This is a genomic window from Curtobacterium sp. VKM Ac-1376, from assembly GCF_015351025.1.
Classification (GTDB): Bacteria; Actinomycetota; Actinomycetes; order Actinomycetales; family Microbacteriaceae; genus Curtobacterium.
The window spans coordinates 23,465-46,971 of sequence record NZ_JADKRV010000011.1; the positions used below are offsets into that span (position 1 = coordinate 23,465).

The window sequence follows — 23,507 nt, forward strand, 5'->3', positions numbered from 1 at the left end:
TTTTTCGAGCCTGGACGTCAGGCGTTGGACAGCGTCGGTGCCGCTGTCAGGGCGAGGGCGGTGACGGTCAGGTTGGTGTTGGCTCGCAACGGTTCTGCGAGGATCGACGCGTCGGCGACGAATAGGCCCTCCGTGCCGTGCACAGCGAACGACTCGGATACGACTGCTGTCGCGTCGCTCGCCGGACCGCGACGCGCCGTTCCGACGGGGTGGTGCCCGGGCTGGAGGCGTTCGAGTAGCCATTCGTCGAGCGCCTCGTCGTCTGCGAGCACGTCCGGGTCCGGCTGGTCGATGTGCGAGATACGCCCGGCGAACGGTGCGGAGGCGAGCAGTTCAGATGCCAGACGGACTCCTTCGCGGTGTCGGGCCAGGTCCTCGTCGACGTCGACGAAGTCGTAGTCGATGTGCAGGTGCCGGTCCGGACCGAGGGTCACGGTGCCGCGCGCGTTCGGAAGCATCAGATTCGAGGTGAGGGCCGAAGCGGTGGGCTGCCGCCATGCTGCGGCGAGGTCAGACCGGTATCCGGGGAGGTCGACGTGATTGATCATGCACAGCTGCATGTCGTTGCGTGCGGCGTGGGGCAGGCTTGAGGTGTAGCGGAGCAGTGCTTGAACGCAGGGGACGCCCTCACGGACGACGCCTTCGTCGAGTCGGAAGGTGACGGGAACCTGCGAATGGTCACTCAGGTTCATACCGACTCCTGGCCGGTTCGCGACCACTTCGATTCCGGCGGCGTCGAGTTGATCCTGCGGTCCGACGCCGGAGCGGAGCAGGATCTCCGGTGTCCCGTACGCCCCGGCCACCAAGATGATCGTCGGGGCGGTGGCGACGTGGATCTCGGTGGTGGGTGGACGTGTGTATCGGACGCCCGTCGCCCTGGTCCCGTCGAAGACGAGTCCTCGGACTGAGGCCCGGTCGAGCACCTCGAGATCGGCGTTGTCGCGAGCCGGTTCGAGGAAGGCACGCCGCGAAGAGACCCGTGTCCCATCTGCGGCGAGATTGAGCGGTGCGGGCCCGACACCGGTCGAGGACGGTGCGTTGTGATCCTCGACCTCTGTGAATCCTCGCGACAGAGCGGCGTCGAGAAAGCGTCGTGACACTGGTGTGAAGTCGTCGAGCGCCTCGCGTCGGATCGGCAGCGGACCGCGGCTTCCGTGCCAGTCTCCGGTGAAGTCGTGATCAGTTTCGACAGCAAGGAACGCCTTGAGCATCTCCGACCAGGATCCCGGCCCGGTGCCTCCACCGAAGTCGTCGGGATCGGGTCGGAGGGCTATGCAGCTGTTCACCTGCGATGTACCGCCGACGACCTTGCCGCGGGGTATCGGGCGCTGGGCGCCGTTCTTCGACTCTGCAACCAAGCCCCAGTCGTGGGAGCCGATGGCCGGTGTCGTTCCGTCCCGCAACTCGGCGGGGAGGTCGGCGTCCCGGTAGTCGGGACCCGCTTCGAGCAGGAGGACATGGCAGCCCGGTGCCCTGCTCAGCGCGGCGGCCACAGCGCAGCCTGCTGATCCGGCTCCGACGACGATGTGCGTGTAATGGTTCAACGGTGATGGCCTTCCCGTAGTCGGACGTCGAGGTGCTGTGAGACCCAGGCGGAGAGTTGCGCCGGTGATCGGAATCGCCAGATGTCGGGTGGGTTCGGACGGTGGCGCGCTCCCCGGAACTCTCGCCCAAGCCGACGTCCGCCGGTCGATACGGCGTACCGAAGAGCGTGGTGGCGGTCCCAGATGGCGGCGATTGGACTGCTCTCCCGATTTCCCGACCACAGAATCTCGTGGTGGAGGCGGCGGAGCGTGGAGCGGAGAAGGACGCTGAGGAATGTGAGCCATCGCGGATAGTCGAGCCAGATGATCAGATCGACGCGCTCGGCCAGGAACGGAACGTCGTCGAGATACTGCCATTCGGTCACCCACGTCGGGCTCGCCAGCGCTCTCGAAGCGTTCTCGGAGAAATCCTGACGGACGGTCCATCCGGGTCCGTAGTACAGCTCATCCAGTTCGACTCTGGGGTATTCGAGGTGGACGGCGAGCCGTGTCGCCAAGGCGGTCTTACCCGCGCCGCTCGCCCCGGCTATTGCGATCCGTTGGTGTCCGTGCTCGAACTGCGAGGCGGTCTTCGTGTACACCCCGCTCAGCCGTCCGTCGGCGCGCTGCCCGACAAAATCGTGTCTTGGACCGCACGGACGAGAGTGTCCGTCAGCTCGTCGATGCCAGCGCGGTCGATCGTGAGCGGGGGGATCGCCATCACGTGTTGGCGTTGACGTCGGACGATGAGGCCCCGTTCCCAAGCGCGGCGCTCGACGTCTTCCGCGAGAGTCTCCGTGTCCAACTCCACGGTGACGACCAATCCCAGACCACGTACATCGTGTACGCCGTCTAGGTCGGCCAGGGGGGCGAGTTGCGCGAGGAGTTGACGTCCGCGTTCGGCTGCGTTTTCGACGAGGTGCTCGGCGGTGATCGTGCGGAGGACTTCGAGCGCGACCGCGCTCGCGACCGCATGTCCGCCTGTGGTGTGCCCGTACTGCAACGTCGCCGGCGGGGTCGCCGATGCGTAACTGTCGTACACACGTCCCCCGGCGCTGACGGCCGCGATGGGGATGAAGCCCGCGCCGAGTCCTTTACTGATGGTGACGATGTCGGGCGTCACCTCGTCGTGTTCGAATCCGAACATACGTCCCGTCCTGCCGAGCCCACAGAAGACCTCGTCGAGGATGAGGAGAGTTCCCGTCTCTTCGCAGAGGGCCCGGAGGTCGCGGAGGAAGCCTTGAGGAAGTACGACGCCGCCGCCGACGTTCAGGACGGCTTCCACCAGCACTGCTGCGGTCGGTGTGGTCTCCAACGCCGATCGGAAGCTCTGGAGCAGCTCGAAGCCGCCGGTTTCCCGGAGGGCCGCGCCGGTGGTCGGGAACGGAACCCGCGTGATGTGGGTATCGATTTTCTGGTCGGCGGTGTTGCCGGGGAGTTCGGTCATCGACTTCGCGAGCAGCGTGGTCCCGTGGTAGCCGTCGGCGAAGCTGACCAGTGCCGTTCGCGGTTCATCGATGTTGCGCCAGTAGTCGTGGGCGATCTTGATGGCGAGCTCGGTTGCTTCGGAGCCGCTGTTGACGAAGCTGGTGTGCCACGGGCTCGTCCCCGGGAGTACGGCGTCCAGCGCGTCCGCGAGGTCGAGGGCAGGCCGATGGTCTGCGCCGCCGAGATCGACGTGTTCCAAGCGCCGCATCTGATCTGCTGCCACTGCTGCCATCTGTTCCCTGCCGTGACCGCAGATCGCGTTCAGCGCGCCTGAGGTGGCATCGAGATACCCCTTGCCCGAGGCGTCGTAGAGGCGGTAGCCGGCGCCGCGGTCGTAGAGGGGGCGATTCGTCTCGCCGGTCGTGGGATTCCAAGGATGCCAAAGGGTCATCTGTTCTCGCCTTTCGTCCATTCGGTGTTCGTGTTCCACCAGCGTTCGATCTCGAGCAGCTGGGTCATCTCGTCCTCCGGCTCCGACCCGTCGGTGACGCGTCGGCGGAACAGGATCGTCGCGACGGCGTCCGTGACTGCGTGCGGGCCGTCGAAGTGTCGGGGTAGGTGCTCGACGAGGAGGTCGTAGCGCAGCGTCTGCGCCGTCGGGGCGGACGAAGGCGCGCGAAGCAAGGTGCCTTCGTGCGGCGGGAACCACCCCCAGCCGTGGAGCGTGTCGGGTGCTCGACGGGCCACCCGTTCACTCGATACGAAACCGAGCCCCGCGCGGATCGGTTCCGCGTAGAGGTTCACGCCGAAGCTGTGTTCGTACGCTTCCACGATTCCCGCACCCCCGGCTCGCGCTGCGATCTCGCCGAGATAGACGGGTCCATCGGCCTCTACGAAGAATTCGGCATGGAACGCATGCAGACCTTCGGCTGCGGGCAAGGCGTCGACGACCTCGCGGACCGTCGCGACGAGCCTCTCGGCTTCGGCGCCATCGGCCAGCATCACGCTCAGGTTGGGTTTGGCCTCGTACATGGTCCGCCATTGCTGGTGGAGGTACCGGGACGGCCACGCCTGCAGTACGGTTCCGTCCAACATCAGCCCGTCGACGTGGAAGAGCTCACCGTCGAGCCGTTCCTCGACGAGGTAATCGCTTCGCGACGCGGTGCGGGAGAGCATGCGTTGCAGCTCTTCGGCGGTGTCGAGCATGAAAGTTCGTTTGGAAGCAACGCCCCTCACGGGTTTGAGAACGAACCGATCTGCTCGGTGCATGAGATCGTCGACCGCGGCCGCGTCGTCGGCCAACGCCATCCGTGCGGTCGCGATACCAGCCGCGGAGACACGAGACTTCATGTCGTACTTGTCGCGATACGCGTTCGCACTCGCGACGCTTTGCCCGGGTAAGCCGATGCGCTGACGGATGGCTGCGCACCTCTGGACGTCTATCTCTGTAGTCGAGAGCAGGCGGGACGCGCCGACACGCCGACACGTGGCCTCGATCAGTCGTGTCGTCTGGTCCGAGTCGTAGTCCTCGACGACGACGGTCTCGACACCGGCCGCAGCGAGTGCGCACATGCCAGCGTCCGTGACCGAGGAGGCAGAAGTGATCAGGTGTACCGCTCGCGGCGCACCTGCCACCCAGCCGGCCAGCTCCGGCAGGATCGCGCGACGGCTGACCAAGACCGCAGTCATGCCTCTGTAGATCCGGGGAGGAGGAATTCGACGAAGCGTTCCGGGGGCGAAAACGGGCGCATGAACGCCGCTGCCTTCGCGTCGCGGTAGCACCGGGCGAGGGGATGATCCGCCGTGAACGCACGGCCACCGCAGATCTGCATCGCCGCGTCGATCACGCGGGTCGTCTCGCGCTCGACCGTGAGCGAAGCGATGAGGCAGTCCCGCATGATCCGGCGCCCGACTTCCGAATCGGCGCTCCGAGGAGCTGTGCTCCCGAAGACCTCGTCGATGCGCTCGAGCGAGCGCTGGAAAACCGCCTCCGCCTCGGCGTAAGCGACGGTCATGTCGGCGACGTACCAGCGGATGGCAGTGGCTTCGGAGCGCCTGCGGACGCCTGGGCTATCCCGTGCAAAATCCGCCAAGGCGATGTCGGACGCGGCTTGAGCGATACCCAGATATGCAGCGACGATCGGGATCGACGCCGCGGCGCGGCCTTCGAGATCGTTCGGGTCCGGCCGACCCCATGGTCCTCCCGGGCGCATCGAACGGTCGGGAAGGCGCACTTCGTCCAGGATCACGGTGCCGCTGCCGGACCCCCGCAAGCCCAATCCATCCCAGTCGTCGAGGACCTCGACCCCACGCGCCGCCACCGGAATCATCGCCGAACCCATGCGGGTTCCGTCGGGCCCGACGCATCGCACCCGTGTGTACAGGTGGGTGGCCGAGGGGGAGTTGGACACCAAGATCTTCCGACCGGACACCGTCCAGCCGTCCGCGTCCTTTCGGGCTTCTGTCGCCGGGCGCCACGCCTCGAGACCCGGTTCGGCGACGGCGGAGGCGAGCACCATTGCACCTGAACCGAGCTCGCGCAACCATTGCCGCTGCACGAGATCCGCGTCGTTGGAAGCCGCGGCGGTTCGGGCGAAGTACACCGCGAGAGCGAAGTGCATCGAAAGGGCGACTCCGACCGAGCCGTCGGCGGCAGCGATCTCCTTGACGAGCAGCGACACGTCGTGCAGCGATGTGAGACCGAGACCACCGGATGGCTTCGGAGCGCTCACACCGAGAAGGCCTGCGCACCGCAGCCGTTCGACACTTGCGATCGCCGTCTGTCCCAGCCGATCGTTCACAGCCGCTTGTTCCTGGAGATACGACCGATGTGCTTCGACCCATCGGACGGCCTCGCGACCTTCCTCGGAACGCGTGGGGATCATTCCGGCGTCCGGAACGACTGCGCGGTCGGCCAGCCGAGCTCGACGGCGAGAGCGGCCACTCTACGACCCACCAGGCCGTCGACGCCTCGAAGCGCTTCGCCTGAAGGGTGTACCCCGTGGATACTGGAAACGAAACGGTCGGCTCCTCGGAGCGCATCCGGAGATGATCGCCCCCGCAACTTGTCCGCGGGGATGGTCAGCGAGGCTGATGGTGATGCGCGGATCGCAGACCGGGCCTCACTGGCGAAGCGCTCGATGTCGAGCATCCCGAAAGGCATTGTTCCGTCGCCGAGCGACCGAGAGAGCAGATATATCGGAAAGTCCGGTCGGGCTTCGCGAAGGCCGAGACCGGACGCGAGACGAGGGTTCAACTCGGTCGCGACGAAACCGGCCGCGGTGACGACACCGTCGATGCTGAAGAAGCCGCGGTAGCCCGCGTCCGTCTGCAGCAGAGCCCCCACACGCAGCGCGGCGTCCCGGATCTCGGCGTTGAGAGGACCGGCTGGTCGCCAGAACGTCGACGAGCCGATGAACACCAGTTCTCGCGATACCGAATCGCGGAGCGTCACGATCTCGATCGGATCGAAAGCAGACACCCCGTCGGGACCGACGACAGCTAGGACGCTGCATGGGACGCCCTCGACGAACTCCGACACCCGCACACGCGCCGCGAGGCCTTCCGCCCAGGCAGACGCTCCTATCAATCCGTCAGCGCCCAGATCTCTCCCGAGCCAGCGGAGACCATTCGCGTCCCCTCGGAAGTCCGTCGAGGAATCCAACGCCAGGACGGCGCCGTCTCGCCCGCAGACTCGACGGTACGCGTCTGCTATCGGCTGCGGAGCCACGTCGACGACCTCATAAGCGGGAGTCGGCACGTCCGCTCGGGCGAAGAGCTCGTCGATAACGGTCTTGTCTTCGTAGGCGGACCAGCGGACGGGTCGCCGTCCCAGTACGCGCCTGCCGCACACCGAGTCCAACTCGACGAAGTTGGTCGCCACCACCGGGGCCTCCGCTGACGGATCGATCCCGTCGATCCAACCCCTCAGGCGTCCCGGTGGTTCTCGCAACGCCGCAGCGAATCCGGCACGGCTCATCGGGGTCCGCTCAGCGAGAACGATGGTCGGAACCCGCGTCTCGGCCGCCCCTGGATCGGGGTTGGCCGCAATCACGCCGATCGTCGTGCCGCCAGCCGACGCGATCTCTGCGAGAAGGGTGTCCGTGGCGCCGCCAAGACGCTCGGCGAGTACCAGGTACTCACCCGTCCATCCCCCTCGGACGGTTTCGGCAACGCTGTCGAGCTGCTTCGTCGACGTCGACTGCCGCTTCTGGAGCGAAAGCATGGTGGGGAGCGTAAGTCGAGGCTCGTTCACCGTCAAGGGGCGACGCGACGGCTCCGACCGTCCGGGATCCCGGCGCTTTGCGGGGAGGGTTGCGTTCCGCAACCGAACGGACCATGCTTGGGGCGATTTAGTCGACTCGTTGGATCTAGTCCGATCTGGACGCCTCCTCGGGTCGGACGGCGATCAGGCGAGGGGGCCATGAGTACGGGACGAGACCCTAGGGTGCGACGGCTGCTCGCTGCCTACTCCATCGACTCGCTCGGGAGCGGACTCTGGTTCCCGTTCGCTCTGATCTTCTTCACCCGTGCCCAAGGTCAGACCCTGCAGAGCGCGGGGCTCGCGATGACCGTCGGCTCCGTCCTCGCGTTGGCGGTGGGTCTGCTCAGCGGCGGAATCATCGATCGCATCGGACCTCTTCGTCTCATCGTCGGGGGCAACGTGGTGCGAGCCTGCGTCTTCGCGACCTATCCCTTCGTCGACTCGTTCTGGCACATGGCCGTCGGGACCTTCCTCATCTTCGCCGCCGACCGAGTCTTCTGGTCCGCGAACGTCCCGCTCCTCAGTGCCTTCCTGAATGGCCGGACCGTCGACAAGCTGCTGGGAACCGCCACGATGCTGCAGACGGCTGGTCTCGGCATCGGTGCGGCAGCAGCTTCGCTGCTGGCCGGGAGTGTCACCGGCCTGCACTGGATCGCATGGGCGAACGCGATCTCGTTCGCGCTCGCAGCGGTAGTGGTCGTTGGGCTGAAAGTGGGGCGCACGGGAGTGGAGATCCCCGAAGCTGAAGTACTGCGTGGGCATGTCTGGCGGGATCGGCCCTTCCTCCAGCTCAGCCTGACGCAGGTGCTGCTCACCCTCGCAGGTTCCTCGTTCGTCATCATCCTCCCGCTCGTCGCGCTCGACGTCTTCAGAGGGCCACAATGGCTGCCAAGCGCGGCAATCGTGCTCGGCAACGTCGCAATCGTCGCGCTGCAGCGCCCCGTGATCGCATTCGCATCCCGTTGGTCTCGAGGATCCGCACTCCTCATCGCAGTGCCGTTCTACGTCGTCGCTTTCATCGTGCTTGCGACGGGCGGCCCGGGTTGGGCCACTGCTGCGGTCGTCGTCCTCGTCCTCGGAGCATCCTTGCTGGGGGCGGTCGCCGAGGTGCTGGCGAACACCCTGATGACGGCTGCCGCGAACAGCGCAGCGCCCGCGCACCTTCGCGGCCGGTACAGCGCGCTGTTCCAGACGGCGTGGGGGAGTGCGGACGCTATCGCGCCGGTGGTCTTCACCGCGCTGCTCACGATTGGAAATCAGGCACTGTGGATTGTTCTCGCGTTGACGACGCTCGCGGCCGTGCCGCTGCTGATTCGCCTACGTCGACGCCTACCGCCCGCCGCGCTGCTGACCGCTGGCGAATGATCGCGGCGCAACGAACATCGACCGGAGGGGGTCTTCCATGCAGAACGTGAGTGGAGTCAGGAGCAGGCTCGGGCAGATCTTGGCAGTGGTGGGGCCGTTGGTGCTCGCGGTCGTGATCGTCTCCTCGGGAACGTGGCTACTGCATCGACATGACAGCGACTGGATGATGGATCTCGGCGTGTACCGCATGGGCGGCGCAGCGGTACTCGCCGGTGACGGGAAGTTGTACAACGCATCCACCTCGATCGGGCTGCAATTCACCTACACCCCGTTCGCTGCGCTGCTGTTCGCCCCACTGTCGCTTCTGGCGCTACCGGTGCAGGGTGCCCTTGCCATCGTCCTCAGCGTCGTCAGCTTCGCGTTGTCGACCTTCATCGCCCTCGGGCATGTGTGGCCTGCGGCGACGCCTGTCCGTCGGGCGCTCGTCACTTCCCTGCTAGTTCTCGCAGGCCTGTTCTTCGTCCCGTTGAGCGTCGAGATGCGCTTCGGGCAGACCAACTCCCTGATCATGCTCTGCGCGGTCGTCGCCTTCCACCAGGCCTCGAGGCGTCCGTACCTGGCGGTGTTGCTCGGTTTCGCTGCGAGTCTGAAACTCACGCCGCTGCTGCTGGTGTTGGTGCTCCTCCTCGGACGCCGCATACGCGCCGCGATCTGGGCCGGTGGCACGTTCTTGGTGACGGTCGTCATCGGTTTCGCGGCGCTGCCGCGAGAGTCCGCGGACTACTGGTTCCGGCTCTTCTACGACTCGGAGCGGGTCGGACCCACGCTCCCGGTGTTCAACCAAAGCGTCCGTTCTGTCATCGCCCGGGCGCTCGGCTCGGAACACGTCCCCGGGTGGTGGGTCCTGGTCTCACTGGCGATCCTCGGGCTCGGAGTGACGCTGTCGGTGTCACAGCTGCGACGGGGACTCGTTATGCCGGCCCTGGTCTCGGGGGCGCTGACGGGCGTTCTCGCCTCCCCCATCTCCTGGGAGATGCACTACATGTGGCTCGCGTTGGCGGCCGTGTTCGCAGGCGTGGCAGCAGTACGTCGCCGCCGCGTCGTCGACTGGGTAGTGCTCGCCGTCCTCGGCGTCGCGTGGTTCGTACCTGTCTTCAACATCGGGCTGCCAGATTGGGCTATCGAAGGAGTGGGTCTCGCTCCGTTGCAGTACGCGCAGGCCGCGGGCTATCCCGTCGCCGCCCTGATCTTCCTTGTCTGGTCGGCCGCATCCGGTGGCATCGGTATGCCGACCTCCGCAGAAGCCCGAGAACGAGACGAAGGGGAGACCGCCCTGACGGGCCTGAAGACGATTCTGCGAGGGCTTCGTGTGGCTTGGCCGGCGCGATGAGACGCAGCCTTTAACCCGTGTGGGGAGAGATGCCGGACACCGGATCGTCTGGGGGCACCGCCGTGGACTTCCGCCCTGCGGACCCTGCAACGCCGGGGCACCGGCTGGTCACCGGATGCCGGCCGGCGCGACGTCCAAGGCGTCGTCGCTGAAGGACTCGTCGTCGGCGTGCGTGGCAAGCCCTTCGATGAGCGTCGCGATCCTGCCGGCTTCGGTATCGGCTTGCAGGTACTCCCGGTAGCTGCTCTCGGCGTCGGCGAGCAGCGTCTCGTAAAGGACGACCCTCGCCCCCTTCGCGGCGAGCATCTTCACCTCCTGGTTGTAAACCTCTCTATCCGTCCATGCTTGCGGGTATCGGCCGAGGACGCACACCACTTCGATCAGCTCGGGTCGTTGAGTGTCCCGGAGGTACTTGCGGAGCGCGTTCTGGTACTTGTCAATTTGCTGTAGCAACGTCAACGCGTCGGTGTGCACGGAGGCACGTTTCAACTCGACGATGACGTTTGTACCGCCGGTCCGCTTGTATCGGATGTCGATGCGGGACGCCGCCTCCTCCGGTGTGAGCTGCGCGTCGATCGCCTTGAACGCTGTGGAGACCCGTTCTTCCATGCTGTGATCCGCGGCTCGCTCCCATGCGGGGTCGAGGAGCCACAGGTTCTTGTAAAGGTGTTCCTGGAGGACGCGTTCCAGGTCGTTGGCATCTACGTGTTCGCGGAGCTTCTCGATGACTTCGAGGCGTTGACGGACGATTTTGCGGTACAGGGCAGCTTGGATGTCGGCGATGTCGCCGAACAGCACCGACAACCGACGCAGATCCTCGGGTTCGAACTGGTCGATCGCGTCGAGGTTGTCGCGGTAGCGGAGTGTCTCGAACCCGATGACCGCTTGCGCGAACAAAGCGTTCCGCTCTTCTTCCCGGTTCACCGTGAGCTGGTTGATCTTCCCGAACAGGCGCTCCGCTTTCTTGCGCTGGTCCCGCTGGAGTGACTTGAACCACTCGGCAATGAGTTCGTTGTGAAGAGCTCGATCCCGTCCGCCTTGGTCTCGCTCAGCCAGCCAGGCGCGGCCGATCGCCGTGGTCGTCTTCTTCAGCCAGGCGACGAGCGCCCGATAACGGGGGTCGTCCTCGACGATGCGCTGCCGACTGCTCGTGGCGATGTCATCTTCCTCGTCATCGTCGAGGAAGTCCGCATGGATCTCGCCGATGAGGTAAGAGGCGTACATGCCGTTCTCGTTGAACTCCTCCATCAGGTCTTCGTGGGCGAGTTTTCCGCGGAGGACGAGGCTGATCTTGTTGATGTTGTCGCCGGTGCGTTGATCCTTCAACGCCGACGTGGACTTCGCGGTCCCGATCCAGCCGGTCACTTCGAAAGGTTCGCCCCCGATGACCGGGGTGCCGTCCTCGTCGACGGGGACAAGCAGGACGGCGTCCTCCTGAAACACCCGGGCGTCGCCTGCGCGCCCGGCGACGTCGACGGTCGCAGGACCAGAACCGAAGGTCCACAGAAATTCCAGCTTGTGGAAGTAGTCACGGTCGGTGACGGTCACCTCCGACCCGCCGACGAAGAGGTGGAACCCCGCGTCCTCCCCGAGGACTGAGAATCGCCGTGCCAACCGGGTGCGGAGCGCGTCGCTCGTTCTGCTCAAGCGCTTCTTCAGCGACCTCAGGACGATGCGGGTGCCGTGCTCGAAGTCGATGGTGTCGGTGCTGATCGGCGTTGGCCGATAGGGCTCGCTACCGTTTTTCTTCAGTTGCGATCGGATGCCTTCCGTCGACATCCGGAGGCTGTTCCGTTCCCCGGCGCGCGCGGTGTGTACTTCGACGACGTCGGCGATGGAGAACAGTGAGAGCTTGCCGATACCTTTTCGCCCCATCACCTTGCGGCCGTTCGGGCTGGTCGCCAAGCCATTCGTCCGGCGGGTGAACCCGACGTTGAGGAACCGGGCGTTGATCTGCTCAAGCGTCATGCCGTGGCCGTCGTCGGAGATGACGACCACTCCATTGTCGACGTCGATGTCCACGTTTACTCGCGACGCGTCGGCGTCGTAGGAGTTGGCGACGACCTCGCTCAACACGGCGGGCACGTTGCTGTAGAGATTCAGCCCGAGATGCTGCAGCACGTTGAGGCTGATACTCATCTCGTAGGGGCTGCCCCCGTCCTCATTGAGCGGCGCCGGCGCCGTTCCCGCCTCGTTCGTCAATGTCGGTCCCTCCGTCTTCGCTCTCTCGCCAGCCTAAGCGCACCCACCGGTACCGGATGTTCCGCCCGGTACCGGTGGGTGCTGTCCGGCTGGGGTCAGTCGTCGACGGATTCGGCTTCCGCTTCGGGGAGCGGATCGGAGAGCAGGTACGACTTGGGCAAATCCGCCGTCGTCAACGCCGACGCGAGGTCGGAGAGGTGGAAGTACCGCTGTTTGTGGACGAACGCCGAACCACGCCCCGACCCCTCGTGGACGACCGGCCGGGAGATGGTGCGGTGCCCGTCCGCTGTCTGGTCCGGACGGGTCAGGAGGAACACCTGCTGGGTCGGGCCGGTCCAGCCGTGCTGCAGTGTGTGTTCGATCACGCGGGCGAGATGAACCTCCCCCGTTGAACCACTGCTGCCGAGCCGTCTCGCTTCGGCTTCGGTCCACGGGACGTCGTCGCGCCGCGAGAGGATCTGCGGCACCTGCGGCATGATCTGCCCCTGGTAGTAGAACGCAAGGCGCTTCACCGTCCGGAAGGAACGGCCCGGCTGGCACACGTATGCGGCGACCGCTTGGTAGGTGGGCCAGGCGACGCTCGCCGGGATGAGAACGGTATCGGGAACCGTGTTAGGGCGCCGCCGGTTCACATCGGTCACACGCTCGAGGTTGACCAGCCATGGCCGGATGTCGGGCCCGATCAGATCCGCCAGTGCAAGGAGGTTCTCGAACTCCGCGGTGACGTCGACGTCGAGCATCGAGCCGTGGTGGGCGAGCGTGTTACGCAACGCCCATGCCTTGGTGGTCCGTTGGGTCAATTCTGCGTGATCGCATCCTGGGACAAACCCAGCCTTGAGGTCGTCCCACATCTTCGCGACTCCGATGAGCTTCGACCAGAAACCCAATGCAGGTTCGCCAGCGCGGAATCCCGATCCCCGTCGAGGTCGTCCCACTCAGGCGTGTCCAGCTTTGTCGTGACCTTCGGGATCCGCAGCATGAACCACGGGATCCCCCGTTCGTCCTCAGACGTCGAGACGCGCAGCGCCGAGTCCACGGTATTCCGCAGCACCACCTCCACATGCCCGACGAGCTCGAACATCGCCGAAGCCATCGCAGCGTTCCACCGGTAGAGCTCCAGCGCATCTGCGGTGTTGTCCGATTCAGCGAGGTACGACCTAAAACGTGCCTCCGAAATGCGTTCAGCGATCTTGTCGTGGTCGTAACCGGTCACAGTGGTCCCCCGTCATCTATGGCGTGAATGACCAAGCGTATTAGCGACGGCGCTCGCATCGATGAGCGGAAGCACCCCCAGGATGAGGGGTGAATGACAGTGCGGTCGGCCGCGGTGGGCTCAAGTGGCCATGCTCGCTTCCGCGGGCTCCACACGTGACCGAGAGCGGCAACCTCGACCTGCGTCGACCGGTCAAGGTGTCCGTCGGGGATGGGCGGGCGCGGGTAGGAGCGTGTCTGCGAGCCCGCCGAGTTCACGAACCTCTCCGCACTCGAGCGGTCGGGGTACGCCGCAGCGTTTGGTCGCCGAGCGCGACCACGACTCTCGAGTCTGCCTACTTGCCGGTACCCGAAGCGTCTCGGCTTCGCTACCCATCCATCCCACTCCGTGCACCATCCAATGCCGGTGCCCGAGTCCCAGACGCAGCAGACTGATGAGGCCCATGCCGCCAAGGGTGCCCGGTCTGGTAGCGCTCGAAGGTCTGCCGGTCCGACAGTTCACCTGTCGTCCCGCTGGCTGTCGTGCCGCTTGCTGAGATGGCTTCGCGTTCCCGGCTCGGCGCCTTGATTCATGTCGGGCATTGAGCAAGTATCGTGATGTGCGCTCACATTCCGCTCTCTACGTCGATGCCGGCTACCTCGTCGCAGCGGCCGCGACCCGTGCGACCGGGTCGTCACTCCGCGCCGGTGTTGACATCGAATACGGCAAGCTCGTGAGCCAACTGGTCGAGCTCCTCGAGGAGCAGACGGCGCTGCCGATCCTCCGTGTGTACTGGTACGACGCGGCCCGAGATGGGAAGGCGTCACCGTCGCAGGAACAGATTGCGATACTCCCCAAGGTGAAGTTGCGTCTCGGCCGGATCGGCGTCGACGGTGAACAGAAAGGGGTCGACCTCCGGATCGGCCTCGACATGGTCGGTCATGCCAGAAACGGCGCCGTTGACACGATGTATCTCATCTCCGGCGATGACGACCTCACCGAAGCGGTCGAAGAGGCGCAAGCGCAAGGCGTCCAGGTGGTGATCCTCGCCGTACCGACCGCGTCCGGCACTCCGCAGGGGGTCAGCCGGCACCTTCGGCTTGCCGCCGACGACATCGAGGTGCTGACGTGGCGCATCCTCGACGGCACCGTCACCGCAGCGAGAAAGATCGATGGTTCGACAACGGGGAAGGCCGAAGTCGTTCCGCAACCGGTGCTCGACGTTGCGCCGACGACAGGCGGCGTCCCGACCCCGGCGAACTGGCACACCGAATCAGTGGTGGGAGCGGGGCTGTCTCCGTCAGCACACCGGCACTCGACTCGCAGTCGGTGCGCGTCGCCATCAGCACGGCGGCACGGCGGACGTACGACGCCTGGGCCGCGACGGCCAGCGACGACGCGAAAGAGGAACTCCACGCGGGACGCCCGTCGATTCCGCGTGATCTCGACCGTGCATTGCTCGTCGATGTTTCTGAAGCGTTGAAGACATACTCGCTCGACGACCGCACTCGTGTGCAACTGCGCACCGAGTTCTGGCGGACCGTCGACGAGGGTGAGCCTGCCCTTCGCGCCGAACAATCGTTCGATATCACCGACGGTATAACCACCTGAGAGGTGCCGCTTGAAGACGATCGTTCTCGACACCACGGAGCTTCGCCGAGATTGGACCCTGACAGGTCTAACGCTGCGGCTCCTCGGCCACGCGTCGTGGCAGACCTTTGTCGATGTGCGGATTCCCGCGGTATGCGTCGAAGAACTTATCTCGCATCATCGGCGGGAGGTCATGAAAGCGGACGAACAGTTCAACAGTGTCGCCCGCACTTATCGCCGGCTCGGCGTCGCCGCCCCAGAGGCGCCGTTCGTCGGAGACTATCGACGCTATGTCGAAGAGCGGCTCGACGAACACCTCGGGTTCGCGGTGCTGCCGATTCCGCACGCCGACCACGCCGATCTGGTTCGTCGAGCCGTGGGGCGGATTCCCCCGTTCGATGACAAGGGTTCGGGATACCGGGATTCGCTGGTCTGGGCGAACGTCCTCGAGCTGGCCGGGGCTGGTGCCGACGTCGTTCTCGTCACCGCAGACCGTATCTTCCGAGCCGACAACGGCGAACTCGCAGCTCCCCTCCGGCTTGAGGTCGACTCGCTGCAGGGACGCGTCCAGGTCGTCACCGAACTCACCCCCTGGCTGCTCGAGAACCTGCCGTGGCGCTCGACGACGGTCGCCGACGCGGTCGCAATTGCACAAGACGAAGAGTTCGCACAGTACTTCGACGCTTCCGACTTCCAAGACGAGATGCAACCCGAAGCGGAACACGTCGGCTTTGACCGCGCGCCGTACGCGTTCCGCGTCGACGACATCCAATGGACGGTCGGGATCGAGCGGACGGGATCGCCACGCTCGACAGTTGGCGCCGACGTCGTCGAGTACGACATCACCGGAGACGTCACCTTCGAAGCGGTGCTACCGAACGGAACCTACGTCGAGACCGGCTGGGAACTCCAGCACGTCGGTGACCGTCTTCATGTCCGCGGGACCACCTCCATGACCGCGGGCGTGATCGTCTTATTCGGCCACAACATGGCTATGGAAGTGGAGAACGTCGACTGGCGACGCTACGACGCGGGCATACCGGGCCCCGGAGTCGAGCCGGACGAACCGCAGACGCCCCTCTTCGACTTTTGACACCTCCACCTCGGGCGCATTTCGGTTCCGCATCCCGCTGTGGACCGCCGGGGCATCGGTGCTGAGACGCCGCGCGTTGGCAGAGTTGACGCGGCAGCCCCGACGGCTGGCCCCCAACGGATACGCTCAGATACTTTCCGTTTGCTCTGCGGCCGGCATAGGGGATAGTCGGCAGCCGCGGCCGAGGGGGCGACGGAACCCACGAGACGAGGAGTGCACGGATGGATGACGGCAGTATCGAAGTGACTGTTGTGCTCAACGACGCCCTCGCCAGCGTGCTCGTCTCCTCAGTGGGCCGCAACCAATTCGACGACCGCATTGGCGTCTACGAGACGGTGGAGTCCGACGAAGGGGCCTCGCCCGACGACCCGGCCTTCGCATCGGGAGCGATGGTCTACACGACCGGCGCCGCCGACGCCCTCCTGGTCTCGGCATACGAACGGGCCCGCGGGTTCCGCACGGTGCTGCTCACGACGATCCGGCCGCCGCGCGATTTCGTCGTGCTGACGTCCCGACCGGCTTCTGCGTTCGGCCTGTGACCGCTCTAACGGCATTCGGCATGAGTCTCCGCTCTCCGTCGGGTCAGTGACCCGGCTGGGCATCGAACGCGTCAAGGATCCGCACCAGCCGATCGATGCCTACTCGGCGCGGTGCTCTCGAGCGTATGCAAGGACAACAGAGCGGTCGTACTCGTCGGCCGCCGCTTCGAGCGGCCATCGCTCGAAGCAGTGGAGACGAGGGTACGTCAGACCCCCGACGGGGTCAGTGCAAGCGATCCGGCCAGGATCACGGCAACGGCTAGCAGGGTGTTGCCTCGGTCGGAGGGGCCAGCCAAGGTCCTCTCACCAGCCCAAAGGGCTCCAATCCCCTCTGCTGTCCGTCGCATGGCAATGTGGTCACATGGAACTCGACTTGCTGCGTTCGCTGCCGTCATCTGACCAGCGGGTGTTCTTGCTCGGCCGGGTGACCTCTGAGACGACGAGGTTCGATGCGGCACTCCGGTTCGTGCATGCTGCTCTGCGCGGCCGTCACGAGATCGAGGCGTTCCTCGATGCGCCGCGGTACATCACGACCATCGTCAAGGAGTGCAAGACCCTTCTCGCCACCTATGACGGCAAGTGCGCGCCGTTACCTGCCCAGCAGGCTGGACACGTAAACAAGAGTGGCATCGTCAGTCTCTCCGCGGAGCACGACGAGTTGGTCTCGGTTCCTGAGCGTCTTCACCTCTGTCACGCCAAGCCTCCGGAGAACGCTTTCGCCCTTTTCGGTACTCACGGCGGTTCCAGCCTGCGCTGGGTACGAGGTACCGTCGCCGAGGCTGATACCTTGCCCGACGTTGTGGAACTCGATCACGCCGGTGACGGTCTCGGCGCTGCCAAGCAAGCCATGCGGCAAAGTCGCGGAAGATTCGAGGACTCGAGCTGACGAAGCATCCCAGTGGTATCCGGCAACTAGTTCGAGACTCGCTGCCGGAACGTCATGGCACCGGTCTGTGAACGCATTGCAGGTACCGTAGAAGCCCTCGTGAGCGAACGCCTGCTTGATCCCGAATGCCCCGAAAAGCACCGCGGCGGTGAGTGCCGCAGTGATTGCAATTGTCCGATGCTGTTTCTGCATGCTTCCCCTCGACGTCCAGGAGAACTACCCTCGCACACCGCGGCGGAGTCCGACCCGATCCATCGGACGGCTGCCCCTGCTTGGCGCCCCGACGAGCGGGGCACCAAGCAGGGTGGACTCAGATGCTGAGGAACGCGTTGTAGCGCAGGACGAACCCTTCAGCGAACTTGCTCGCTTCCTCCGACGTGTACGTGTATGTGCTCTTCGCGTAGTTCTCGTACAGAGCGATGCGGAACGCCGTGTAGAGCGAGTCCTCAGTCGACTCCAGCGCTTCGTACGCCTTCTGCGCCGCCGACTCGTAGGTACCCCCGAGTCGAGCGTCGTAGAAGTCGGGGAAGCGGGAGGAGCACCCGCCACCAGCGCTGTAATGGTTCCTGATGGCGACATTCGTCGGCACCCCGCTGCCCCTCATCACGGTCGCGATGAGCCAACCATCGATGTCCTCGAACAGGTCGCCGATACCGAACCCGCTGGCATCGTTCGAGGCGAGGTTGTCCTGCGTGTACTGGCCGATTTCCGGCCGTCCGGCTGGCACCCAGGTGCCGACGAACTGTACGAGGTCTCCGGCCCAGCCGCCGCCCTCGCCGACGGTCACGGCACCGTTGCTGCTGATCGGGTGCTGCAGGAGCGAGTCAATCGCAGCAGCGAGGTGCTGAGGCCCCATTTTCACCTGGAACGGGCTCGGCTCGACGAACGAGTCCACTCGCCCCACGTTGTTGTCCTCCATGTACTGGATGAAGCCGAGGTCGAGCTGTCCGGCCACGACGGACCACTGAATTGCGCCGCTCGAGTCGCCTCCTTCCCCGGATCCGTACGACGGGTATCGCATGTACTGCAGGACCAGACGGTTGGGAGTTGTGGTCGCGTTTCCGGACGAGTACCACTGCTGCGCGTATGCCTGCACGGTGTCGAGCCATGAGAAGAACCCGGCGAACGCGCTGTCGGGGGTGCTGACACTGCTAATACCGCTATCGCGTCCCGACACGATGTTCTTGTCGATCTCAACGGCGCCGGTTCCGGAGCCGATTGTGAGTGTCTGAATTTGGTTGAACGCCCAGTTGGTGGGCAGCGGGTAACCGAGGTTGCCGCTGAAGCCGGTGGAGAGGCCCGAGATGTATGAGGTGCGGGCGAGACCCGCATCACTGATGATGGCGCAGGTGTTGCGGGCTCCGTAGATGCCGATGCCGTAGGTGCCGCCGAGCTGGTTCATCTTCGTGTTCAGAGCGGCGAAGTAGGGAACGACGTCGGCGCGAACCTCTGCTTCGATGACATCGACGTCCACCGCAAAGTAGATGATCGTGCCGCCCGGAATGCCGTAGGCCTTCGCAGCGTCATACGCGCGCTGAGCGTCTTTCGCGCCTTGTGCTGCGCTGAACCATGACGTCTGGTAGCCGCCTTCTTCGAAGATCGGGAAGAGGCGAAGACCAGCGTCGAAGATGGTCTGCAGCTCGCCCGGCTTGATCTTCTTGTCGAGCGGGTTGGTCGCTTGTTCGTTCGTGAGGTAGCGGCCGACGATGGTGTAACCGGCTGCCTTCAACGACTGTGCGCGCGCTGCGGTGATGGTAGAGGCCATATCTGCACCAGTGCCTGGCCGGTTCGGGTCGCCGGTGCTGACGATGAGCTCTGCCCACGTGGCGTAGTCGCCGATGCCCGACTGGTTCGCCGAGGTGAACCCTTCGAACTGCTGGAAGCGCTTCGCTGCGGCGCTGTCCGTGGCGGTGAACGTACTGTTGAAGGTGACCGGGTAGCCGTTGAAAATGAGCGCCGCCTTGAACAGCGCGACCCATCGGCCGGTGGAACCGACACGGACAACAGAAGTGCTGTTCGCCTTCAGCTGCCCGCCAGTTCCCGGTCCGAAGGCGCCGTCGGCAGCGGAGTCGGTCTGGCCGAGTTCATACTGGATGCCGCGAACCAGGTTCTGCTGTGTGGACCGGTCGAAGACACCGCCGGTGGCGTTGTAGTAGAAGCCCGTGTGGCTGCCGTAGGTAGCGTTCAGGTACTGCTGCGCGGCTCTGGCGGCGTCCGTGCCGCCGGCGATCTTCACCGCGGGGTCGGTAGTCAGTAGAGCTCGGAACGTCTTCGGGGTGAGGCCCGTGACGCTGCTGCCAAGGCCGAGATCCGCGGACAGCTGCTTGACGGAAGGCAGCGTGTCGGCCCACTTCCCGTCAAGGCTGGCACCTGAGTAGCCCTTGCAGTACAACGCGGCCTGCACCAAAGTGACCCACTTTGTGCTGTCGTCGCCGTCGACATTGCCGTGTGCCTGCAGCTTGGTCCAGGTGGTCGGCCCGAACGATGGTACGACCGGGCTGATGCCGAGGAGGGCCTGGAGCCCCTCGATCAGACCGTTGACGGTGCCTTGTCCCGTGTTGCCGTCCTCGGCCACCTTCGTCCAGCCGGAGACTGAGCCGAAGGTCTTGTTGAGCCACCGCTGTGACGCGAGTACCCACTGATCTGCCATGTGACTTGCCTTTCGCTATGGATCGAATCCGATACCTATCGACCAGAGGGACTTCTGATCGAATTGGTTTCGAAGGTATGTTCGATTTGGGGCTGCCGCCAATGGTCCAAACGGCTCATGAGGTTGCTGTCCGGCGATCTCAGGGCTCGTCCGCAAACCAGTGTGCGAAATCTCGGTTCACCAGAAGTTGCGCGCAGATCTTCGACGCAAGAGTGCTCAGCACCGCCACGGCGTTCGCGCCGACGTAAAGCCACACTGGGAAGACGCTCGAGAGTGAGTCGTCGGAGAGTGAATCTTGAACGAGTAGTGCGATCGCGTTACACGTCGGTATCGCCGTCACCATGGTCCTGATCAGTCGCCGCCAACTCACCCCATGAAGCCATGCGGCGGCTCGCGCGACCATGCCGACGGGTCCTCTTCGTCGTGTGCTGCTCGGAACGGTGGGTTGTCCGTCTGTGTTCATCGATTCCCTTCCGATTCGTGATGTTGCGCGCCCAGCACCCGATATAGCCGTCGTCCGGCCGGGTGCTGCCGTTGGGCTGCGCTCAGGAGGTTTCTCCGCCGACACGGGGTCTGTCGATGGCTCGAAGGGACCACTGGAACCCGATTGCCCCCACCATCGTTCGAACGTACGTTCGAGTGTCAGAGGGCTCGTCTACCTTCATCACCGCCAACCGATTCAGACTCCGAGGGGGAGCAATGGACATCGTCACGAGAACGCAGTGGGGAAGCACGCAGCAGGTTTTCAACGCTGGCACCGTCACGCCGGCACAACGGGTCGGGGTCGTCGTGCATCACTCCGTCACAGGGGAAGGTGGATCACGCCCTGCCGTCGAGGACCTGCTCCGGATGATCGAGCGGCTCGATCGCGACACCAACCACTGGCCCGGCACCTACAACTTCGCCATCGACTACGCGGGGCGCGTCTACGAAATGAGTGGGCGCGACGGCATCGGCACGCACACCGCGGGACACAACACCGCGTACTGGGGGATCTGCTACATCGGCGACGGGAGCAAGGCCTATCCGGCAGCTGCTCAGCGAGCCGCTACCGAACTCATCTCCCAGCTGACACTCGCTGCCGGACACCCCCTGCAGGTCCTGGGTCACCGCGACCTGAACACTACCGAGTGTCCAGGTGCACTCATCGAAGCGACCTTGCACGCAATCGCCACAGACAACTCACCATTGGCCGTAGACGGACGTCTCGGGCACAAGACCATCAGCTGCCTCCAGCAGCGGTTGCGGGAAAAGGGGCTGTACGACGGTCCCCTAGACGGCCGCATCGACGTCACTCATTCCGACACCGTCGCCGCACTACAGACGTACCTGAACGCACACGGAGCGCACCTCGTCGTCGATGGAGAAGGACTGTGGCAGACCGGGAGGCCCAGCGCCACGATCGCAGCGCTGCAGGCCTGGCTCGGTACACCCGCCGACGGCGTCCTCGACCTGCCGACCTCGAGCGCGGTGAAGGCTCTCCAGGCGCGACTGAACGGAGGCTCCCTGTGACCGTCACACAAGATCGGCCGCGAGAAGCCACGGTGCCCCAGAGCGCAAACGAACCACCGCACTGCCCCCGCCTGACGAACCGTGAACTTGAGGTCGTGGAACTCATGGCGGAAGCATTGACGAACCAGCAGATCGCGAACCGACTCGGGATTTCGTCGAACACAGTGCGCCGGCATGCGGCGAACCTGTTCGCCAAACTCGACGCGGTGTCTCGACTCGACGCAGTGCGACGCAGCGCTGAGCTGCATCTCGTGTGAGACTCATGAAGTCGTCTTGAGCCTCGTAGCCTGACCCCCGTCAGATCGAGGATCCTGGCGCTGACGCAACTGTCCGTCATCTTCCGCGCATAGCGGGAGTATGTGTCTGTCATGGCGGAAGATCCGCGGCGAGGTGCGAGTTGCAACCCCTGAGCCGTCGATAGGGACTGCTCACGTCCGTTGGTTCGCTCCAGAACGAGTGACACCCGACTCATGTGATTGTCCGCGCATAGACCCGGTGCCGCCATCCGTCAGCTATCACCTATCACTTGTGGGGCACCAACTATGTTCGATCATTTCTTCGCAATCACCTGAGCCCACCGCGCCCGGTACGGAACCCGATCCGTCGAGGACCTCCGCAGCGACGCTGCTGCTGCTGCCACGGGCCTCACGCAGCAGTGGCTGTCGGAACTCGCTGACCAGCTCGAACGTGCAGACGCAACAAGTCTGCGTGACGTCCCGGCGGGTTAGGGATGGACGATCTCGATGCCGGACGGCGCCGAACAGCCGGCTCCCATCTGGCGCAAGAAGCACGGCCACCGGCCGACAAGCCTCCTCCACGTCCTACGTGAAGCGACCGGAGCGAACTGGAGCGACGCCGCGACAGCGAGGATCGCCGACCTCGGCACAGCATTGGAACGCGACGGGTTCCACTGCCTCAACGACGCTCCCATGAACTGGTACTGGACCCCTGGCGGACGGCACTGATCCAGGCCACGTGAGCCGGCCCGGCTTCCTCTCCTATGAGGTGCACGGCGGCGGTGTGTCTACGGTCCAGGGGTCGCGAAACGGATCGTGGTGAAGCGGCTCATCTCCTCGCGCGGCGGGAAGTGCCTACAGATCCAGTCCTAGCGGCCGGGTTCGGTCGTAGCTGCGGGAGAACTCTTCAATGTAGGGGCGATGCCACGGAACGGGGTAGATCGCCGCGACCGTCAGGCCGGATCGTTCGATGAGCAGCTTGCGTATGAACTGTTTCGCTGCGGCGGTGATCTCCAGTTTGAACACGTCCGTCGTGCGTCTTGCCGGCGCACCGGGTTTACCGCGGCTGGTGATGCGTTCTTCCACCCAGTTCTTCTCACCCGCCGGCTCGGTCACGAGCGGGAGCGTGGTGCCGTCGGAGCGACCAGGCTGCAGCGGGCCGAGGAGGAAGGAACCACGCTGGATGCGCAGACGCTCGGTCACGTCGGGCGCCTGGTACCACCAGACATCGCCGTTCAGATTACTGCTGATGGACAGCGAGGAGTCATCCCACTGCCTTGAGTCGAGAGGCTTGATCCAGTGGCTGTCGTCCGGTTTGACGATGCCGAATAGAGCGCCGGACACGTCGTCTCCGTCACCGGGGCGTTCCGGGCTCTTGAAAGCGGCCATCCATAGTGCGATCAGCGGGTCCGTGGAAACGTCGAGCAACGGAGTCGCAGCGCCGCAGTGCTGGAGGTGTGCGAGCAGAGCCAGGTCTGGCAGCTTTGCGCCGTTGTACTCGTGGACTCCGACTGCTCGAGCCGTCCTCAACAGATGCGCGGTCGCCCGCGATGCGGTGGCCTCCGTGCGGGGCTGTGTCGATCCTGTGACCCGGGAATGCATCCCAGGAGTGAGGCCCCAAGCGGTATTCGTCTGCCCTCGCCACAGGAACACGTCTTGATAGGTGGTGTGAAGATGCATGGCGACCGAAACGAGCT

General features: G+C 64.9%; 18 protein-coding genes and 1 pseudogene. 8 read left to right on the plus strand and 11 right to left on the minus strand.

Annotated features, from left to right (window positions below; translation table 11 throughout):
- Positions 1-17: 17 nt before the first annotated feature.
- The 5 genes from ITJ56_RS12995 to ITJ56_RS13015 form a co-directional block, all read right to left on the minus strand.
- Positions 18-1,766 (minus strand): GMC family oxidoreductase, encoded by a 1,749-nt coding sequence (locus tag ITJ56_RS12995; protein WP_194631036.1) that lies wholly within the window; start codon positions 1,764-1,766, stop codon positions 18-20.
- Positions 1,767-2,130: 364 nt separating this feature from the next.
- Positions 2,131-3,402: an aspartate aminotransferase family protein gene (locus tag ITJ56_RS13000; protein WP_194631037.1), complete on the minus strand. Its 1,272-nt coding sequence runs from the start codon at positions 3,400-3,402 to the stop codon at positions 2,131-2,133.
- Positions 3,399-4,640: an ATP-grasp domain-containing protein gene (locus ITJ56_RS13005; RefSeq protein ID WP_194631038.1), complete on the minus strand. Its 1,242-nt coding sequence runs from the start codon at positions 4,638-4,640 to the stop codon at positions 3,399-3,401. Before ITJ56_RS13005 ends, ITJ56_RS13000 begins: the two co-directional genes overlap by 4 nt.
- On the minus strand, positions 4,637-5,836 hold the full coding sequence (locus ITJ56_RS13010) for an acyl-CoA dehydrogenase family protein (protein WP_228517811.1): 1,200 nt from the start codon (positions 5,834-5,836) through the stop codon (positions 4,637-4,639). Before ITJ56_RS13010 ends, ITJ56_RS13005 begins: the two co-directional genes overlap by 4 nt.
- Positions 5,833-7,176 carry a hypothetical protein gene (locus tag ITJ56_RS13015; protein ID WP_194631040.1) on the minus strand — a complete coding sequence of 448 codons (1,344 nt, stop codon included), beginning with the start codon at positions 7,174-7,176 and terminating at the stop codon, positions 5,833-5,835. Before ITJ56_RS13015 ends, ITJ56_RS13010 begins: the two co-directional genes overlap by 4 nt.
- 222 nt (positions 7,177-7,398) lie before the next feature.
- Between ITJ56_RS13015 and ITJ56_RS13020 the strand changes: the two genes are divergently transcribed.
- Together ITJ56_RS13020 and ITJ56_RS13025 are read left to right on the plus strand one after the other, a co-directional pair.
- Positions 7,399-8,580, plus strand: coding sequence for an MFS transporter (locus tag ITJ56_RS13020; protein WP_194631041.1), 1,182 nt, complete (start codon positions 7,399-7,401; stop codon positions 8,578-8,580).
- 37 nt (positions 8,581-8,617) lie between these two features.
- Positions 8,618-9,910 (plus strand): glycosyltransferase 87 family protein, encoded by a 1,293-nt coding sequence (locus ITJ56_RS13025; protein WP_194631042.1) that lies wholly within the window; start codon positions 8,618-8,620, stop codon positions 9,908-9,910.
- A gap of 108 nt (positions 9,911-10,018) precedes the next feature.
- Here ITJ56_RS13025 and ITJ56_RS13030 read toward each other — a convergent pair whose 3' ends face one another.
- The 3 genes from ITJ56_RS13030 to ITJ56_RS13040 form a co-directional block, all read right to left on the minus strand.
- Positions 10,019-12,112 carry an ATP-binding protein gene (locus ITJ56_RS13030; protein ID WP_194631043.1) on the minus strand — a complete coding sequence of 698 codons (2,094 nt, stop codon included), beginning with the start codon at positions 12,110-12,112 and terminating at the stop codon, positions 10,019-10,021.
- Positions 12,113-12,207: 95 nt separating this feature from the next.
- Positions 12,208-12,882 (minus strand): hypothetical protein, encoded by a 675-nt coding sequence (locus tag ITJ56_RS13035; RefSeq protein WP_194631044.1) that lies wholly within the window; start codon positions 12,880-12,882, stop codon positions 12,208-12,210.
- Positions 12,883-12,908: 26 nt separating this feature from the next.
- The gene (locus ITJ56_RS13040) at positions 12,909-13,325 is read right to left on the minus strand and encodes a hypothetical protein (protein WP_194631045.1); all 417 of its coding nucleotides are present in this window, start codon (positions 13,323-13,325) and stop codon (positions 12,909-12,911) included.
- Between the two features lie 580 nt (positions 13,326-13,905).
- Between ITJ56_RS13040 and ITJ56_RS13045 the strand changes: the two genes are divergently transcribed.
- The 4 genes from ITJ56_RS13045 to ITJ56_RS13060 all read left to right on the plus strand — a co-directional run bounded on the left by ITJ56_RS13045 (position 13,906) and on the right by ITJ56_RS13060 (position 17,412).
- Positions 13,906-14,787: an NYN domain-containing protein gene (locus tag ITJ56_RS13045; RefSeq protein ID WP_228517815.1), complete on the plus strand. Its 882-nt coding sequence runs from the start codon at positions 13,906-13,908 to the stop codon at positions 14,785-14,787.
- A gap of 138 nt (positions 14,788-14,925) precedes the next feature.
- Entirely contained in the window at positions 14,926-15,987 is a 1,062-nt protein-coding gene (locus tag ITJ56_RS13050) for a PIN domain-containing protein (protein ID WP_194631046.1), read from the plus strand.
- 221 nt (positions 15,988-16,208) lie between these two features.
- Positions 16,209-16,526, plus strand: coding sequence for a hypothetical protein (locus ITJ56_RS13055; RefSeq protein ID WP_194631047.1), 318 nt, complete (start codon positions 16,209-16,211; stop codon positions 16,524-16,526).
- 361 nt (positions 16,527-16,887) lie between these two features.
- Positions 16,888-17,412 (plus strand): hypothetical protein, encoded by a 525-nt coding sequence (locus tag ITJ56_RS13060; RefSeq protein WP_194631048.1) that lies wholly within the window; start codon positions 16,888-16,890, stop codon positions 17,410-17,412.
- Positions 17,413-17,722: 310 nt separating this feature from the next.
- On the opposite strand, the gene ITJ56_RS13065 is transcribed toward ITJ56_RS13060, so the two are convergent.
- Positions 17,723-20,062: a glycoside hydrolase domain-containing protein gene (locus ITJ56_RS13065; protein WP_194631049.1), complete on the minus strand. Its 2,340-nt coding sequence runs from the start codon at positions 20,060-20,062 to the stop codon at positions 17,723-17,725.
- 699 nt (positions 20,063-20,761) lie between these two features.
- Here ITJ56_RS13065 and ITJ56_RS13070 point away from each other — a divergent pair.
- Together ITJ56_RS13070 and ITJ56_RS13075 are read left to right on the plus strand one after the other, a co-directional pair.
- Positions 20,762-21,574, plus strand: coding sequence for a peptidoglycan-binding domain-containing protein (locus tag ITJ56_RS13070; RefSeq protein ID WP_194631050.1), 813 nt, complete (start codon positions 20,762-20,764; stop codon positions 21,572-21,574).
- Entirely contained in the window at positions 21,571-21,831 is a 261-nt protein-coding gene (locus ITJ56_RS13075) for a helix-turn-helix transcriptional regulator (protein WP_323749808.1), read from the plus strand. Before ITJ56_RS13070 ends, ITJ56_RS13075 begins: the two co-directional genes overlap by 4 nt.
- A gap of 834 nt (positions 21,832-22,665) precedes the next feature.
- Here the strand turns inward: ITJ56_RS13075 and ITJ56_RS18740 are convergent.
- Positions 22,666-23,199: a hypothetical protein gene (locus ITJ56_RS18740; RefSeq protein ID WP_267239045.1), complete on the minus strand. Its 534-nt coding sequence runs from the start codon at positions 23,197-23,199 to the stop codon at positions 22,666-22,668.
- 3 nt (positions 23,200-23,202) lie between these two features.
- Positions 23,203-23,490: pseudogene (locus tag ITJ56_RS19130) on the minus strand (FRG domain-containing protein); the annotation flags it as partial.
- Between the last annotated feature and the right edge of the window lie 17 nt (positions 23,491-23,507).

Coding starts and splice junctions, on each gene's coding strand:
- ITJ56_RS13055 (WP_194631047.1), top strand. CDS start 16,209: ATGGATGACGGCAGTATCGAAGTGACTGTTGTGCTCAACGACGCCCTC.
- ITJ56_RS13065 (WP_194631049.1), bottom strand. CDS start 20,062: ATGGCAGATCAGTGGGTACTCGCGTCACAGCGGTGGCTCAACAAGACC.
- ITJ56_RS18740 (WP_267239045.1), bottom strand. CDS start 23,199: ATGGCCGCTTTCAAGAGCCCGGAACGCCCCGGTGACGGAGACGACGTG.
- ITJ56_RS13070 (WP_194631050.1), top strand. CDS start 20,762: ATGGACATCGTCACGAGAACGCAGTGGGGAAGCACGCAGCAGGTTTTC.
- ITJ56_RS13010 (WP_228517811.1), bottom strand. CDS start 5,836: ATGATCCCCACGCGTTCCGAGGAAGGTCGCGAGGCCGTCCGATGGGTC.
- ITJ56_RS13000 (WP_194631037.1), bottom strand. CDS start 3,402: ATGACCCTTTGGCATCCTTGGAATCCCACGACCGGCGAGACGAATCGC.
- ITJ56_RS13060 (WP_194631048.1), top strand. CDS start 16,888: ATGGAACTCGACTTGCTGCGTTCGCTGCCGTCATCTGACCAGCGGGTG.
- ITJ56_RS13025 (WP_194631042.1), top strand. CDS start 8,618: ATGCAGAACGTGAGTGGAGTCAGGAGCAGGCTCGGGCAGATCTTGGCA.
- ITJ56_RS13015 (WP_194631040.1), bottom strand. CDS start 7,176: ATGCTTTCGCTCCAGAAGCGGCAGTCGACGTCGACGAAGCAGCTCGAC.
- ITJ56_RS13005 (WP_194631038.1), bottom strand. CDS start 4,640: ATGACTGCGGTCTTGGTCAGCCGTCGCGCGATCCTGCCGGAGCTGGCC.